General features: G+C 67.8%; 16 protein-coding genes and 1 other RNA gene. 2 read left to right on the top strand and 15 right to left on the bottom strand.

Translation table 11 applies throughout. The features are described 5' to 3' along the window. Window positions 1-4: 4 nt before the first annotated feature. The 8 genes from mraY to rnpB form a co-directional block, all read right to left on the bottom strand. Entirely contained in the window at window positions 5-1,078 is a 1,074-nt protein-coding gene (gene mraY, locus ABU113_RS06335) for a phospho-N-acetylmuramoyl-pentapeptide-transferase (protein ID WP_454558653.1), read from the bottom strand. Then, a complete protein-coding gene (locus ABU113_RS06330) occupies window positions 1,072-2,508 on the bottom strand; it encodes a UDP-N-acetylmuramoyl-tripeptide--D-alanyl-D-alanine ligase (RefSeq protein WP_454558652.1) in 1,437 nt (478 codons plus the stop codon). Before ABU113_RS06330 ends, mraY begins: the two co-directional genes overlap by 7 nt. Continuing rightward, on the bottom strand, window positions 2,505-3,965 hold the full coding sequence (locus tag ABU113_RS06325) for a UDP-N-acetylmuramoyl-L-alanyl-D-glutamate--2,6-diaminopimelate ligase (RefSeq protein WP_454558651.1): 1,461 nt from the start codon (window positions 3,963-3,965) through the stop codon (window positions 2,505-2,507). Before ABU113_RS06325 ends, ABU113_RS06330 begins: the two co-directional genes overlap by 4 nt. Window positions 3,966-3,969: 4 nt before the next feature. Further along, window positions 3,970-5,676, bottom strand: a complete 1,707-nt coding sequence (locus tag ABU113_RS06320) for a peptidoglycan D,D-transpeptidase FtsI family protein (RefSeq protein ID WP_454558650.1) — start codon at window positions 5,674-5,676, stop codon at window positions 3,970-3,972. Continuing rightward, complete coding sequence (locus ABU113_RS06315; protein ID WP_454558649.1) at window positions 5,673-6,371, bottom strand: hypothetical protein; 699 nt, start codon at window positions 6,369-6,371, stop codon at window positions 5,673-5,675. Before ABU113_RS06315 ends, ABU113_RS06320 begins: the two co-directional genes overlap by 4 nt. Before the next feature lies 1 nt (window position 6,372). Continuing rightward, window positions 6,373-7,341, bottom strand: coding sequence for a 16S rRNA (cytosine(1402)-N(4))-methyltransferase RsmH (gene rsmH / locus ABU113_RS06310; protein WP_454558648.1), 969 nt, complete (start codon window positions 7,339-7,341; stop codon window positions 6,373-6,375). Next, window positions 7,338-7,835: a division/cell wall cluster transcriptional repressor MraZ gene (locus ABU113_RS06305; RefSeq protein ID WP_454558647.1), complete on the bottom strand. Its 498-nt coding sequence runs from the start codon at window positions 7,833-7,835 to the stop codon at window positions 7,338-7,340. Before ABU113_RS06305 ends, rsmH begins: the two co-directional genes overlap by 4 nt. A 330-nt stretch (window positions 7,836-8,165) precedes the next feature. Further along, window positions 8,166-8,563, bottom strand: an RNA gene (gene rnpB, locus ABU113_RS06300) — RNase P RNA component class A. 84 nt (window positions 8,564-8,647) lie between these two features. Here rnpB and ABU113_RS06295 point away from each other — a divergent pair. Beyond that, complete coding sequence (locus tag ABU113_RS06295) at window positions 8,648-8,920, top strand: hypothetical protein (protein WP_454558646.1); 273 nt, start codon at window positions 8,648-8,650, stop codon at window positions 8,918-8,920. Between the two features lie 31 nt (window positions 8,921-8,951). Here the strand turns inward: ABU113_RS06295 and ABU113_RS06290 are convergent, their stop codons facing one another. From ABU113_RS06290 to ABU113_RS06280, 3 genes are read right to left on the bottom strand one after another with little or no spacing between them, the layout of a single operon-like run. After that, a complete protein-coding gene (locus ABU113_RS06290) occupies window positions 8,952-9,635 on the bottom strand; it encodes an N-acetylmuramoyl-L-alanine amidase (protein ID WP_454558645.1) in 684 nt (227 codons plus the stop codon). Next, a complete protein-coding gene (locus ABU113_RS06285; protein ID WP_454558644.1) occupies window positions 9,632-10,501 on the bottom strand; it encodes a DMT family transporter in 870 nt (289 codons plus the stop codon). The genes ABU113_RS06290 and ABU113_RS06285 overlap by 4 nt, the downstream gene beginning before the upstream one ends. Further along, window positions 10,498-11,229 (bottom strand): TerB family tellurite resistance protein, encoded by a 732-nt coding sequence (locus ABU113_RS06280; protein WP_454558643.1) that lies wholly within the window; start codon window positions 11,227-11,229, stop codon window positions 10,498-10,500. The genes ABU113_RS06285 and ABU113_RS06280 overlap by 4 nt, the downstream gene beginning before the upstream one ends. 200 nt (window positions 11,230-11,429) lie before the next feature. Between ABU113_RS06280 and ABU113_RS06275 the strand changes: the two genes are divergently transcribed. Further along, window positions 11,430-11,813 (top strand): antibiotic biosynthesis monooxygenase family protein, encoded by a 384-nt coding sequence (locus ABU113_RS06275; RefSeq protein ID WP_454558642.1) that lies wholly within the window; start codon window positions 11,430-11,432, stop codon window positions 11,811-11,813. Here the strand turns inward: ABU113_RS06275 and ABU113_RS06270 are convergent, their stop codons facing one another. From ABU113_RS06270 to ABU113_RS06255, 4 genes are all read right to left on the bottom strand, one after another. Next, complete coding sequence (locus ABU113_RS06270; protein ID WP_454558641.1) at window positions 11,814-12,662, bottom strand: CheR family methyltransferase; 849 nt, start codon at window positions 12,660-12,662, stop codon at window positions 11,814-11,816. Further along, window positions 12,659-13,843: a protein-glutamate methylesterase/protein-glutamine glutaminase gene (locus ABU113_RS06265; protein ID WP_454558640.1), complete on the bottom strand. Its 1,185-nt coding sequence runs from the start codon at window positions 13,841-13,843 to the stop codon at window positions 12,659-12,661. The genes ABU113_RS06270 and ABU113_RS06265 overlap by 4 nt, the downstream gene beginning before the upstream one ends. A 78-nt stretch (window positions 13,844-13,921) precedes the next feature. Continuing rightward, on the bottom strand, window positions 13,922-14,287 hold the full coding sequence (locus ABU113_RS06260; protein WP_454558691.1) for a response regulator: 366 nt from the start codon (window positions 14,285-14,287) through the stop codon (window positions 13,922-13,924). Between the two features lie 68 nt (window positions 14,288-14,355). Then, on the bottom strand, window positions 14,356-14,805 hold the full coding sequence (locus ABU113_RS06255; protein WP_454558639.1) for a chemotaxis protein CheW: 450 nt from the start codon (window positions 14,803-14,805) through the stop codon (window positions 14,356-14,358). Between the last annotated feature and the right edge of the window lie 23 nt (window positions 14,806-14,828).

The following is a 14,828-nucleotide window of genomic DNA, read 5'->3' as shown; positions in this document are numbered from 1 at the left end:
GCGACTACCGCAGCTTGAGGGTGGAAAGACCGATCAGCGCCAGCACCAGCGCAATGATCCAGAAGCGGATGACGATGGTGGATTCCGCCCAGCCTTTCTCCTCGTAGTGGTGGTGGATCGGTGCCATGCGGAACACCCGCTTGCCGGTCAGCTTGAAGCTGGCCACCTGGACGATCACCGATACAGCCTCCAGCACGAACAGGCCGCCGACGATCGCCAGCACGATCTCGTGGTTGGTGATCACGGCGATGGCGCCCAGGGCGCCGCCCAGTGCCAGGCTGCCGGTGTCGCCCATGAACACCATCGCCGGCGGCGCGTTGAACCACAGGAACGCCAGCCCCGCCCCCACCAGAGCGGCGCAGAACACCAGCAGTTCACCGGCGCCCGACACGGCATGCAGTTGCAGGTAGGTGGCGAACTTGGCGTTGCCGATGACGTAGGCGATGATGCCGAAGGTGACGGCGGCGATGATCACCGGCATGATCGCCAGGCCATCGAGACCGTCGGTCAGGTTGACCGCGTTGCCGGCACCGACGATGACGAACGAGGCCACCACCAGATAGAACCAGCCGAGGTTGAGCCCGACGTTCTTGAGGAAGGGCAACCACAGGGTGGTGCCCGTTTTCTGCGACACCCACCAGACCGCGGCGCCGGCGATGGCGAACTCGATCAGCAGGCGGGTCCGGCCGGACAGGCCCTTGTGGGAGGACTTGGTGACCTTGCGGTAATCATCCGAGAAACCGACCAGGCCAAAGCCCAGCGTCACGCCAAGGCAGACCCAGACATAGCCGTTGCTGAGGTCGGCCCACAGCAGGGTGGAGACCACCAGCGAGATCAGGATGAGAATGCCACCCATGGTCGGTGTGCCAACCTTGGTCAGCAGGTGCGACTTGGGACCATCGGTCCGGATCGGCTGACCCTTGCCCTGCTTGACGCGCAGCCAGTTGATGAGGCCCGGACCGATGACCAGGCCGATCATCAACGCCGTCAGCGCGGCGGCGATGGCGCGGAACGTCAGGTAGCGAAAGACGTTGAGAATGGACAGATCGCCACTCAGTTGCGCCAGATAACTCAGCACGGCCTTGCTCCCTGCAATTTTTCATCCAGCGTCCGCTGTTCGTTGAGGGCGCGGACGACGCGGGCCAGCCCGACACTGTTGGAACCCTTGACGAGCAAGATGTCGTCCGGCCGCAACAGGCCGCGCACCTGTGCCAACGCCTCGTCCGCCGACGTCACCAGCGTGTGGCTGATACGCCGTGGCAGGGTCGCCGCCAAGGGCGTCATTTCCGCCCCCACCAGCACCACATGATCGACTGCCGCCGCCTCGATGGGCTCGGCCAGCGAGGCATGAAACCGGTCGGAATCGGCACCCAGTTCCTTCATGGCGCCCAGCACCGCGATCCGGCGGCCCCGCCCCCTGGGCTCGAACCCGCCCAGCACCGCAAGCGACGCCGCCATCGACGCCGGATTGGCGTTGTAGCTCTCATCGAGCAGCATGGCGCTGCCGTCGCCCACCGCGATGTTGGTCCGACGGCCACGCCCCTCCAGCCCCTGCATCTCGGCCAGCGCCAGACCGGCCAGACCGAGGTCGGCACCGACGGCCTTGACCACCGCCAGCACCCCGAGCGCATTGAGCGCCCAGTGCTCGCCCGGCAGACCGACCTTGAAGGTCAGCGTCTCGCCCATCACCTCGGCCGTCATACAGGTGCACGTCGCATGGCTCGACAGTTTGATCGGCCGGACATCCGCCGCCGGATCGCGCAGGCCGAAGCTGACAAGCCGCCCGATGCCCGCCGCCCGCGCCGCCGTCGCCAGCCGCTCGAAGTGGCGGTTGTCGCGATTGAGCACCACCGTGCCCCCCGGCACCACACCCGTGAAGATCTCCGCCTTGGCGTCGGCGATCGCCTCCTCGCTGTCGAAGAAGGCGCGGTGTGCGCTGGCAATGGTGGTCACGATGGCCACATGCGGACGAACCAGCGTGGTGAGCGCCGTCAGCTCGCCACTGTGGTTCATGCCCATCTCCAGGACGCCAAAGGCGCTGTCGGCCGGCATCCTGGCCAGCGACAGCGGCACCCCGGTATGATTGTTGTACGACTTCACCGACGCATGGACCAGGCCCGGACGGAACCGGTCCAGCACCTGCCGCAGCGCCTCCTTGACGCCGGTCTTGCCGGCACTGCCGGTGACGCCGATCACCGTGCCGGCCATCCGCGCCCGTGCCGCCGCGCCAAGCGCGTTCAGCGCCATGAACGTGTCGGCAACGGCCACGTGCGGCGCACCGGGTGCCGGCAGCCGGGCGGGATCGCTCACCAGTGCCGCAGCCGCCCCCTGGGCGAACGCCTGCGACAGGTAGGCATGGCCGTCGGCGTGTTCGCCCTTGAGCGCGATGAACAGATCGCCTGGCGCCACCTCGCGGCTGTCGAAGGTGACGCCGGTCACGGCGAACGCACCCGAGGCACGGCCGGCCGTGGCGGCGGCGATATCAGAGGCGGTCCACAGCGGGGTCATGCGTCTGCTCCATCGGCACGCAACCGTCGGGCGATCTGGGCGGCGACCGCCACGTCATCGAACGGCTGCACCATGCCTTTCACGATCTGGCCCTGCTCATGTCCCTTGCCCGCCACCAGCACCAGATCGCCGGCGCGCGCCGCCCGCATGGCGGTCTCGATCGCCAGCGCCCGGTCGCCGATGTCATGGGCCGACGGTGCCGCCGCCAGAATGGCTGAGCGGATCGTGGTGGGGTCCTCGCTACGGGGATTGTCGTCGGTGACGTACACCACATCGGCCAGCCGTGCGGCGATCGCGCCCATTTCCGGCCGCTTGCCCGCATCGCGGTCACCGCCACAGCCAAATACAACATGCAGGCGCGAGACGGTGTGCGGGCGCAGCGCCTCGATGGCCGCCCGCAGGCCGTCGGGCGTGTGGGCGTAGTCGACATAGACCGGTGCGCCCGCCGGCGTCACCGCCGCCTGCTGCAACCGCCCCGGCACCCCGGCCACGCGTTCGAGCGCGCCGAACACAGCCTGGGGTGCCCCGCCGCAGGCGATGGCGAGGCCTGCCGTCACCAGCGCGTTGGCGGCCTGATAACCGCCGATCAGCGGCAGGCGGATATCGAAGGGCCGCCCCTGCCAGGCGACGGTCAGCCGCTGGCCGTCGGGCAGCACCTCACGGCCGACGAGGCGCAGGACATCACCCGCCGCGCCCACCATCCAGGTCGTGATGCCGCGCGCCCGCGCCAGGTCGGCCATGAACGCCGAAGCAGGATCATCGGCCCAGATCACCGCCGTACCGTCACCGGCCAGCAGCTCGGCGAACAGTCGCCCCTTGGCGTCGCGGTAGTGCTCGACCGTCGGATGATAGTCCATGTGGTCGCGCGACAGGTTGGTGAACGCGGCGGCGCGAATGGCGAGCCCGTCGACCCGGTACTGGTCGAGACCGTGGGACGAGGCCTCGAACACCGCGTGCTCGATGCCGGCGCGCTGCATCGAGGCCATGGTTGACAGAAACGTGAGCACGTCCGGCGTGGTCATGCCGAGGTCGCGCCGGCCCACCGCCGTGACGACGCCCAGCGTGCCGAGACTCGCGGCTGGGTGACCCAGCAGCGTCCAGACCTGGCGCAGCAGGTCGGCGACGGACGTCTTGCCGTTGGTGCCGGTGACGGCGGCGATGGTGGCGGGGAACGGCGCATGGAAGCGGGCGGCGATCACCGCCATCCGCCGGCGCGGGTTATCGTCGGCGATATGGACCGTGCCAGCCGGCACCGGGGCCTCGGGCCGGGCGACGATCGCGACGGCGCCCGCCGCGATGGCCGCCGGGATATAGTCCTCGGCGTTGAACCTGACGCCGCGGAACGCGCCGAAGATAAAACCCGGCGCGACCTGGCGATGGTCAATGGCGAGCCCGACAACCGGCGTCCCGGCCGGCGTGCCCGTCACGTCCGCCAATGTCTGGAGGGTGGCGCCCATGGCCTTACTCCACCGGCTGCTGTTTTTCGGCGATGTAGACATCGTAGGCGCGGGTATCGACATCGCGGCGGATGTCCGGCTCCACGCCCAGGATCGGGCCCGCGCGCTCCACCAGCGCCTTGATGACGGGTGCCGCCACCCAGCCGGCGGTGGCGTAGCCGTAGCTCTCCTTGTTGCCCTGCGGCTCGTCGATGGAGGCGATGACGACATAGCGGGGATCGTCCATCGGAAACGCTGCCGCGAAGGTCGAGATCAGCGACTTGCGACGATAGCCGCCGACACCCGGCTTCTCCGCCGTGCCGGTCTTGCCACCGACACGATACCCCGGCGCATCGGCCTTGCGGCCGGTGCCATCGGTTACCACCATGCGCAGCAGCGCCCGCATCTGACGCGAGGTCTCGGGCGAGAACACCTGGTCGCCGGCCGCCGGCTCGGCGCCGGGCGCCAGCTTGAGCAGGGTCGCCGGCCGCCAGACCCCGCCATTGACCAGAGCCGCCATGCCGGACGCCAGGTGCAGCGGCGTCACGGCGATGCCGTGGCCATAGCCCACCGTCATGGTGGCGATCTTGCCCCAGACCTTGGGGTAGAGCGGCTGGGCGGTCTCGGCGAGTTCGATCTTCTCCGGTTCCAGGAAGCCAAGCTTGCGCATGTAGTCGATCTGGGTCTGGGTGCCGCTGTCCACCGCCATCTGCGCGGTGCCGATATTGGACGAGTAGATGAAAATCTCGGGAATGGTCAGCCAGCGCTTCTTCGGATGGTCGTCATTGATGGTGAAGCGCCCCACCTTCAGCGGCACTGTGGCATCATAGCGCTTGTCGATGGTGACAACGCCGGTGTCGAGCGCGATCGCGGTGGTGAAGGCCTTGAACGTGGAGCCCAGCTCATAAACGCCCAGCGTCGCCCGGTTGAACCAGGTGGCGTTGGGGCTGCGACTGACCGCGTTGGGATCGAACACCGGCAGCGAGGCCATCGCCAGCACCTCGCCGGTGCGGACATCCATCACCACGCCCGCGGCCCCGATGGCGGCAAAACTGTTCATCGCCGCCTGCAGTTCATACTCCAGCGCGTGCTGGACGCGCACGTCGATCGACAGCTGCATCGGCTTGCTCAGCCGCGCCGGATCAAGCATCCGCTCGTTGAACGAGCGCTCGATGCCGGCCCGGCCCTCGTTGTCGATGTCGGTATAGCCCAGCACGTGGGCGGCCAGCTTGCCATTGGGGTAGACGCGCTCCGTTTCATCCTGGAACTCAAGGCCAGGTTCGCCGATGGCGTTGATTCGCGCCACTTCCTCTGGCGTCAGGCGCCGCTTGAGATAGCGGAACTTCGACGACGCCATCACCTGCCGGCGGATGAACGACGGGTCGAGGTCGGGCAGGGCGCGGGAGATCCGCTCCACCAGAGCCTCGCGATCATTGATCACCAGATGCGGTCGCACCGCCAGCGACTGCACCTTGATCGAGGTCGCCAGCACCTCGCCGTTGCGGTCGACGATGTCCGCCCGAGGCGGCTTCAGCGTTGCCAGAATGTCGATGCCGGGGCCGCGCCGGATCGCCTGCAACACGGAGAGATCGAACAGACGCAGTCCCACCACGATGGCGAGGGCAATGAACAGCAGCACGCCGATAACCAGGCGCTGGCGCGACCGCTCCAGGGCCTGCTGGCGATGGCCGGCCAGCTGGATACGGAGCGATCGCAGGGCGGCTGGGCTCATTGGATGCCTTCTTTGAGGGCTGCCTGCTGAATGGACGCGATGGTCGCCATGTCGAGGCCACCCGCGACCGGGCGCGGCGTCTCGACAGGCGGCGCCTTGGCGACAGGGCGCGGCTCCTCGGCCCGCCGGACCGGCGCGGCCTCGCTGGACGCCGCGTAGCTGGCGAGATGCACGCCCGCCGGCCGCTGACGATTGCTGGCGGGCATCGGCCGGACGACGGGTGCCGAGGCAGTCGGCCGGGGCGCGACATCCGGCGCCGGCAAGGTCAGGGCGACCAGCTGACCCGCCGCCGGCGCGGACTTCGCGCCGGCGGCCTGGACAAACGAAACCAGTTTGGCGCGCGGGAACGACGTGTCGTCTTCGGCACGCTCGATCGCCGGCTGCACCTGCGGGACCGACCGTGGCGCGGGATCGGCGGCAAACGCGACATAGACGTCGGCCGAGGTGAAATAGCGGTCAGCCGTCGGCGCCGTCAGGCCGAAATAGGCATCATTGAGACGCTGGAGCTGGTTGGGGCGCGCGCGAATCTGGAGTTCCGCCTGCATCCGGCGCACCGCCTTGGTGTCGGCGGCGATCTGCCGCTTGAGCGCATTGACCTGCTCGCGCCGCTCGCCCACCTGCAGACTGACGGAGAAGCACACCACCGCCGCCGCCACTACCGACAATCCCATCACGATGTTTCTGAAATGTCGCATGTCAGTCGTCCCAGGCCGGTGCGTCAGTACGAACTCCCACGCGCAACGTCGCCGAACGTGCACGAGGGTTGGAGCGGGTTTCGGCGTCGCCGGGGCGAACTGCCTTGGCGACGCGGGCGAAGGTGGCGGCAGGCCCGGTGACAACCCGCTCCGGCAGGTGCCGCGAGCCGCCGGCGACGGCGCCACTGCGCTGGCGCAAAAATGCCTTCACCGCCCGGTCCTCCAGGCTGTGGAAGCTCACCACCGCCAGCCGGCCGCCGGGCTTCAGCAGCCGCTCGGCGGCGCGCAGGCCATCGTGCAGCTGGTCCAGCTCCCGGTTGACGTGAATGCGCAGCGCCTGGAATGTGCGGGTCGCCGGGTCCTTCGGCCCCTGCCGGCCACCCAGCGCGCGGCGAACCACCTCGGCCAGCTCCGCCGTGCGGGTGAACGGCCGGGTCGCGCGGGCGGCCACGATGGCGCGCGCCACCCGGCGGGCGCCCGGTTCATCGCCGAAGTGATAGATGATGTCGGCCAGCTCCGCCTCGCTGGCGGTATTGACCACGTCGGCGGCACTGGGGCCGGCCTGCTCCATGCGCATGTCCAGCGGCCCGTCGGCCTGGAAGGAAAAGCCGCGCTCGGCCCGGTCGAGCTGCATCGACGACACGCCGACATCGAAGGCGACCCCGTCAACACCCGCGACATCGCGCTCGGCCAGCAACGCGTCCATGTCTCCAAAGCGCCCCGGAAGCAGGGTCAACCGACCCTCCGCGGCCACCTCCAGCGCACGGCCGGCCGCGATGGCGCTGGGGTCGCGGTCAATGGCATAGACATGCGCCACCGGTCGCGCCAGCAGCGCACGGGTGTAGCCGCCGGCGCCAAAGGTGGCATCCACCACCACGTCACCCGGTCCGGGGGCCAGCCCGGCGATCACCTCGTCGAGCAGCACCGGCACATGCGGCGACAAGGGCGCGGCGGCGGCGGCCGTCGTCATGCCACACCCCCCTCACCGGGCACCGGCAGCTTGCGCTGGCGCAGCAGGTAACCGACCTTGCGGCACAGCGCCTTCTGGTGCGCCTGATGCTCCAGGAACGCATAGGGGTCCCATACCTCGAAATAGCCCTGGGCACCCAGGAACAGCGCCAGCTTCCCGATGCCGGCATAGCCGATCATCGCCCCGTCCAGCACGATACGGCCGGCGTCGTCGAACCTGACCTGGTCGGCGGTGGCGAAAAGTTCGCGGCGCATGTCCTCGCGATTGGCGCCCTGAGCCACCCGCTCGCTGGCCTCTGCGCGCAGCTCGGGCAGATAGGCGCTGTCAAAGGCCACCAGACAGGGCAGGTCCTCATGCTCGCGGATCAGGAATTCCTCGCCGCCGGTGCGACTCTTGATGGTGGCGCGAAACTGGGCCGGCACGGACACGCGGTTCTTCGCGTCCACGCTGTTCAGCGCATTGCCGTAAAACAGATGTTCGTCTCGATCGCCCACCGGCTGGCCATCCTCCACCGGAACGGCACCGCCTCCACCCTCTCAAACCCGGCATCAGCGCCCGCCGCGCCGACCCGTGAAGATGCCAGGAAATGGAGACCCGCCGCCCACGGTTCAGGTGTACATACCACCACATGGGTTTTCAATGGGAAATCATCCCACCAGACTCCATTTTTGGCCAAAATCCGCGCCCGGCATCCCCCTACGCCGGACGCACGCGCAACGCCAGCGGATCGTTACGCAACGGTCGGCCGCGACCACCCGCGAAGCGGCCGGTACCGGCTGTACTGATGACGGAAACGGGCGCCCGCCGCCCCCGGTCGGAGGCGGCGGGCCAGAAGGTCTGTAAGCCGGGTTCTGTGCACGTGGGATGCAATCCCACGCCGACGACCATTCCTCTAGGACGGACGTTACCGCCCGCCTCCAGCAACCAACCCGGACGACATGCCGGAATCTCGCATCGACGACCCACGGATGAGTCGTCTCGTCGTCCCTATTCGGTCTTGCTCCCGGCGGGGTTTGCCATGCCCGCCCCGTCGCCGGGGCGGCGGTGCGCTCTTACCGCACCTTTTCACCCTTACCGGCGATAACGCCGGCGGTTCGATCTCTGTGGCACTTTCCCTCGGGTCGCCCCGGCCGGGTGTTACCCGGCGCCGTGTTTCCGTGGAGCCCGGACTTTCCTCCCCTCTCCGCCAACGGCGGAAAGCAGCGGCCGTCCGACCTTCTGGCCCGTTCATCTCAATAGGCATGCCAATCCCCCTTGCCAAGAGGCGCGTCAGACGGCACGGTCGCGCCCGCAAATGGAGGCCCCGATGCGCGTAGGACTGGTTCTCGTTGGTATTGCCCTGACCCTGAGCGGCTGCAGCTCGGTGCGTGGCGCCTTTGGCGCCGTCAGCGACCTGTTCGGCGCCAACGATCGCGGTGAACTGGCCTACCAGAACACCGGCCAAGGCAATCCCGAGGCCGTCGCGCCACGCGCGACCGACGGCAAGCCGATCAAGGACATCGCGCGGGACATGCCTCGCGGCCTGATTGGCGACGCCGCCAACAGCGCCCATGCGTCGGAAGCGATCGCGCCGCAGTAACCCGCTGACTTAAAACGGCTTCTTCAGACCTTCACCCGCAGGCCGCCAGCAGCGCCGCGAGCAGGCCCTGTGTCTCGGCGTCCGCCGCGCCATCAATGCGGGACGGGCGGAAGTGGCGCTGGAACGCCATGGTCGCCAGCCGGTGCCCGCCATCGCCATCGAGGCCGTAGCCGTAGGCGGACAGTGCCGCGACATAAGCCGCCTCGCCGCCGAAAGCCGGCCCCGGCGCCGCCGGCCACAGACCGACACCGCGCGTCGCCAGCCATCGCCAGTCGAACAGCTCGCCGGGGTCGGTCTTGCGCGCCGGCGCCACGTCGGAATGGCCCACGACATCACGCGGCGCGATGGCGTGGCGGGCCAGAATGCCGCCGGCGAGCTCGACCAAGGCCGCCATCTGCGCCGGCGGGAACGGCCGGTAGCCGAACTCGTGGCCGGGGTTGACCAGTTCGATGCCGATGGAGGCGGCGTTGACGTCGGTAATGCCCCGCCAGACGGACACCCCCGCGTGCCAGGCCCGACGGTCTTCCGGCACATGAACGTAAACCGTCCCGTCTTCGTCAATGGTGTAGTGCGCGGAAACCTTGGCGGCCGGATCGGTCAGTCGGTCGAGCGCCTCGGCGGCCGTACGCATGCCGGTATAGTGCATAACCAGGAGCCTGACCGCCTGGCCGCGACGATCGTCGAAATTGGGTGATGGCCGCTCGACCCGCCTCACGGACGCTCCTCTTCCTTGCGCGCGCCCCGGAAGGTGATAATGCCCACCCCCACCAGGGTGATCATGCCGCCGATCATCATCTTCCCGGTCAGCGGGCTGTCGAGCAACAACACGGAGAACAGCACCGACAGCAGCGGCGACAACAGGGTGAAGGGCGAGATGACGGTCACCGGATAGCGTTGCAGCAGCCAGGCAATGCCGGCGTGCCCGATCACCGAGGAGAAACCGGCGGCGAACAGCAGATAGCCGAACACCCGCGCCGGCGCATCCGGCAGCGCCTGCACCGCACCCGGCTCCACCAGCAGCGACAGCAACAGCAGCGGCACGACGCTGACCGCCGCGACCCAGGCCTGCAACGTCAGCGCCGGCACGCCGGTCATCTGGCGCATCATGATGTTTCCCACGGCATAAATGAACGCCGAAAAGGTCACCAGCAGCAGCGCCGGCCACTGATCGAACACGGCGGGGTCGAACGACATCACCACCACGCCGCCGAACGCCAGCACGATGCCGACAGTGCGGATCCAGCGGATGCGCTCGCCCAGCACGCCAATGGCGAGAATCAGGCTGAACGGCACACCGAGCTGGGTAGCGATAGCCAGCGCGCCCATGTTGGTGGCAATCGCGAAGGCATAGTTCATCACCGCGAAATTGAGCGCGCCGATAACGAACCCGGTCACCAGCACGCGCCCCATCTTGCCCGGCAACCACTTGAGAAACGGCAAGCAGAGCAACAACAACAGGGCAAACCGCACCAGCGCGGCCGTGATTGGCGGCAACGTCTCCAGCGCCAGCTTGACGGGGACGATATTGAAGCCCCAGGCGACGTTGATCAGCATCAGAAAGGCGAAGTGCAGCGGGGTCATGCCGCACCATGTTCCTTCAGGATCGTCCGGTATGCCGCGTTGATCGCCGCCATCCGCGCTTCGGCCACACGGATGAACTCATGGGGCACGCCGGCGGCGATATGACGATCGGGATGATGGTCCTTCACCATGCGCCGGTAGGCCGCCTTGATGGTGTCGAGGTCGGCCTCCGGCGCCACGTCGAGCACCGCATAGGGGTCATCATGGTCCAGCGGCACATGACGGGAGCGGATCTGGGCGAAGCGACGCGCCTCGAACCCCAGATGCCCGCCGACCGTGCGCAGATAGTCCATCTCCTCCGCGCTGACCACGCCGTCGGCGCGGGCGATGAGGAACAGCGCATCCAGCAGATCCTCAAGAATCGGCGATCCGGGTCCGAACAGCTGGGCGGCCTGTCGGGCATAGGCCTCGTAGCCGTCGGCCGAGCGATGGGCGAAGCGATAAAAGCGCACCACATTGGCCTCCTCCCCCGGATCGACATGAAACAGCCGGCGGAAGGCGGCGAACTCGATGTCGCTGGCATCGCCATCGGCCTTGGCCATCTTGGCGGCCAGCGCGATGGCGGCAATGGTGAAGGCGACCTGACGCCGGTCCGGTTCGTTGAGGGCACGGCGGGTCGCTGGCGCGTCGAGCACGGCATGGCCGACGACAATGCCGATCAGCGCGCCAATCGGCCCGCCAATCGCCAGTCCCGCCGCGCCGCCAATGAGCTTGCCCCAGATCGACATCACAACTACCAGTGTTGAGCCATTCTCATACGGTCGGATGGTTCGAGATGGAAGCGCGTCAACTGTCGCGCCCGCACACGAACCCGTCCCCCGCCGGAGACCTGGCCCCGCCCGACCACTGAGGCCATGTGCGGCCTCACCGGGTCAAGGCCCTCAGGCAAAGCCGCCGGCCGGTCACCGCGCGCCGGGATATGCCGGGCATGATCCGCGCCAGTACGACACCGGAGTCCGCCATGAGCCACGCCAGCAACCTTCCGACACCAGCCCTGACCCCGCCCTATGTGGCGGTGATCTTCACCAGCCTGCGGCCGCTGGGCGTCGACGATGGCTACGACGCCGCCGCCGAGGCGATCGCCCGGCTGGCGACCACCCAACCCGGCTATCTCGGCATGGACAGCGTGCGCGATCCGGCCACCGGGCTTGGCATCACCGTTGCCTACTGGCGCGACGAGGAGGCCGTGATCGCCTGGCGCGACCAGGAGGAACACGCCGCGGCGCGCGTCGAGGGCCGGGCACGCTGGTATGATGCCTTTAGCCTGCATGTGGCAAAGGTCGAGCGCAGCTACGACTTCACGCGGGGCTGATCAGCCGGCGGCGGCGAGCGCCATCGGGCTGTCGACGGGAATGTAAAGCCCGCGCTGCTCACGCACCGGCTTCAGCGCCTTGGTGAGGCCGAGCACCGTCTCCGCCGCGCCCAGGAACAGGCTGCCGTCGGCGGGCATCTGGCGCCGGAGATTGTCCAGCACCTGCGCCTTGGTGGGGGCATCGAAGTAGATCAGCACGTTGCGGCAGAAGATGATGTCGAACTGGCCAAGACCGGCCATCGACTCCAGCAGGTTGAACGTGCGGTACTTCACCATGTTGCGGATGTCCGCCGAGACCTGCCACTGGTCGCCGACCTTGGCGAAATATTTCATGAGCAGCTGGATCGGGAGCCCGCGCTGCACCTCGAACTGCGAGTAGAGGCCGGCCTGCGCCTTGCTCAGCGCAGCCTTGCACAGGTCGGTGCCGATGATCTCGATGTTCCAGCCCGCCCACTGTGCGGCCTGCTCGTTGAGAATCATGGCGATCGAATAGGGTTCCTGCCCGGTGGACGCGGCGGCACACCAGATGCGCAGCCGCCGGGTGGCGGCCCGCGCCACCTTCAACTGCGGCAGCACATGGGTTTTGAGCACCTCGAACGGCACCGTGTCGCGGAAGAAGAACGACTCGTTGGTCGTCATCGCCTCGGTGATTTCGACCAGCAACTCCTCACTGGGGCGCATGCGAAGCTGCGCCACCAGCTCCGGCAGGCCGGCCAGCCCGCGACGGCGGGCGATCGGGGTCAGTCGCGATTCCAGCAGATAGGTTTTCTCGGTCCCCAGCACCAGGCCCGAGCGGGTCTTGAGCAGGTTGGACAGCAGATCGAAATCCTGGGGCGTCAACGCGGTCATGGCTGGCGACCCTCCATCAGGTTGGTGATCGAACCACCAATGTTGTTGAGCGGAAACACAAAACTGGCAAAGCCCGCGCGCGTCACGGCGCCGGGCATGCCCCACACCACCGACGTCGCCTCGTCCTGGGCGATCACCGTGCCACCACGACCGATGATGGCGCCCGCGCCCTGCTCGCCGTCATGCCCCATGCCGGTAAGCACGACCGCCAGCGCCTTGTCGCCATAGACATCCGCCACCGAACGGAACAGCGGATCGACCGCCGGGCGGCAGAAATTCTGCGGCGGCGTGTCGTCGAGCACGATACGGACCTCGCCACCGGCCTGACGCACCGTCATGTGGCGGTCGCCTGGCGCGATGTAGACACGCCCCGGCCGCACCACCTCGTCATGCTGACCCTCGGCGGCGGGATGCTTGGTCATCCGCTCGACATGCTGGGCCAGGATCGCCGTGAACGTCGGCGGCATGTGCTGGGTGATGAGGACAGGCAGGGGAAACGGCCGGGCAAGGGCACCCAGCACGTTGAACAACGCCTGCGGCCCCCCGGTCGAACTGCCGATCGCCAGTACCGCCGGACGCGCCTGCGACGGCCGGGGATGCACGATCGCCCCGCCGCTGGCGGGCGCCCGCGCGGGAAGCGGCGGCGGCGTGGCCGACCGGACGCCGACCACCGGACGTGGCGCCGGCGCGGCCGTGCTCGGCACCGGCGTCTCGCCGCGCTTGCGGCGTGCGACCTGAGCAATCGCCTTCACCTTCTCCACAAGCTCGCGGCGGAAATCGACCCCGGACGTGACGATGCGGGTGCTGGTGGGTTTCGGAATATAGTCGGCGGCCCCCAGGCTGAGCGCCTTGAGCGAGATGTCGGCGTTGCGGGCGGTCAGCGTCGAGGCCATCAGCACCTGCATGCCGGGCTGGGCCACCAGCAGCTGCGGCAGCGCCGTCATGCCATCCATCTCCGGCATTTCGATATCGAGGATGACAACATCGAAGGTCTGCGCCTTGACCTGACGCAGCGCGCCGACACCGTTGGCGGCGGTGGCGGTCACGCGGATGGCGGGATCGTCTTCAAGCCAGCGCGCCAGAACCCCCCGGATCACCGCCGAGTCATCGACCACCATGACCCGGATGGTATCCGGCGCGGTGGTGACGCTTGTCTCGTTCGCTACGCCCAGGGCTGCCACGCTGAATCGCCTCACTTACTGCTGACTCTGACAACCGGATCGAGCCCTTGCGGCACGACCCGTCACAAGCGATCACGCTCAGATGAGCCCGACCTGGGCGAACTTCGCCTCGATGATCTCCCGATCGAACGGCTTCATGATGTACTCATTGGCACCCGCCTCGATCGCCGCCCGGATGTGCGACATATCGTTCTCGGTAGTGCAGAACACCACGACCGGCTGGCGATCCAGCGAGGCGCCGCGCAGCGTGCGCAGAAAATCGAGCCCGTTCATCACCGGCATGTTCCAGTCGAGCAGCACGACGTCAGGCACCTTCTTCTGGCATTGCTGCCAGGCGTCCTGACCATCGACGGCCTCTTCGATCTCGAACTGCATCTCCTCAAGGATGCGCCGGGCAACCTTGCGGATCACTTTCGAGTCGTCAACGACCAGGCAGGATTTCATCATTGCCGCTCCCCTAGGGCCTTAACTTCTTCAGTTTAGGGCGTGAAACCTTGAAACGTGGTTAAGGCTCAGGCCGCCAGTGCCTGATCCATGTCGAGCAGCCGGCGGACATCAAGCACCACCAGCAATTCGTCCTGCAGGCGATAGATGCCGTTCGACACTTCCCGCCAGCGCGCGTCCAGAGTCACCGGATTCTTCTCGTACAGCGTGTCGTCCAGCCGCAGCACCTCGCCGACACTGTCGATCAGCAGCGAATAGGGCTCACCCTTGTGATCGACGACGACGCTCATCGGAGCCTTCTCGTTGGCGCCGCGCGGCGGCAGGCCGAGGCGGTTGCGCAGATCGATGGCGGTGACGATGCGGCCGCGCAGATTCAGCACACCGGCGACCCAACCCGGCGACAGCGGCACGCGGGTGACGTTCTGCAACTTCAGCACGTCATGCACCAGCAGCACGGGGATGCCGAGCAGCTGGCCGGCCAGGCGGATGGTCACGAACTCGTTGGACTGGAGGCTCATGTTCTTTCTCCTGGTACCGGTCT

The sequence above is a fragment of the Parapedomonas caeni genome (assembly GCF_041060555.1).
Lineage (GTDB): Bacteria > Pseudomonadota > Alphaproteobacteria > Sphingomonadales > Sphingomonadaceae > CAUJIW01.
Note: the sequence above shows the minus strand (reverse complement) of the source record. Positions and strands in the feature narration are given on the sequence as shown.

Coding starts and splice junctions, on each gene's coding strand:
- rsmH (WP_454558648.1), bottom strand. CDS start 7,341: ATGACGACGGCCGCCGCCGCCGCGCCCTTGTCGCCGCATGTGCCGGTG.
- ABU113_RS06325 (WP_454558651.1), bottom strand. CDS start 3,965: ATGGGCGCCACCCTCCAGACATTGGCGGACGTGACGGGCACGCCGGCC.
- ABU113_RS06295 (WP_454558646.1), top strand. CDS start 8,648: ATGCGCGTAGGACTGGTTCTCGTTGGTATTGCCCTGACCCTGAGCGGC.
- ABU113_RS06320 (WP_454558650.1), bottom strand. CDS start 5,676: ATGAGCCCAGCCGCCCTGCGATCGCTCCGTATCCAGCTGGCCGGCCAT.
- ABU113_RS06330 (WP_454558652.1), bottom strand. CDS start 2,508: ATGACCCCGCTGTGGACCGCCTCTGATATCGCCGCCGCCACGGCCGGC.
- ABU113_RS06275 (WP_454558642.1), top strand. CDS start 11,430: ATGATCCGCGCCAGTACGACACCGGAGTCCGCCATGAGCCACGCCAGC.
- ABU113_RS06280 (WP_454558643.1), bottom strand. CDS start 11,229: ATGTCGATCTGGGGCAAGCTCATTGGCGGCGCGGCGGGACTGGCGATT.
- ABU113_RS06270 (WP_454558641.1), bottom strand. CDS start 12,662: ATGACCGCGTTGACGCCCCAGGATTTCGATCTGCTGTCCAACCTGCTC.
- ABU113_RS06315 (WP_454558649.1), bottom strand. CDS start 6,371: ATGCGACATTTCAGAAACATCGTGATGGGATTGTCGGTAGTGGCGGCG.
- ABU113_RS06285 (WP_454558644.1), bottom strand. CDS start 10,501: ATGACCCCGCTGCACTTCGCCTTTCTGATGCTGATCAACGTCGCCTGG.
- ABU113_RS06255 (WP_454558639.1), bottom strand. CDS start 14,805: ATGAGCCTCCAGTCCAACGAGTTCGTGACCATCCGCCTGGCCGGCCAG.
- ABU113_RS06260 (WP_454558691.1), bottom strand. CDS start 14,287: ATGAAATCCTGCCTGGTCGTTGACGACTCGAAAGTGATCCGCAAGGTT.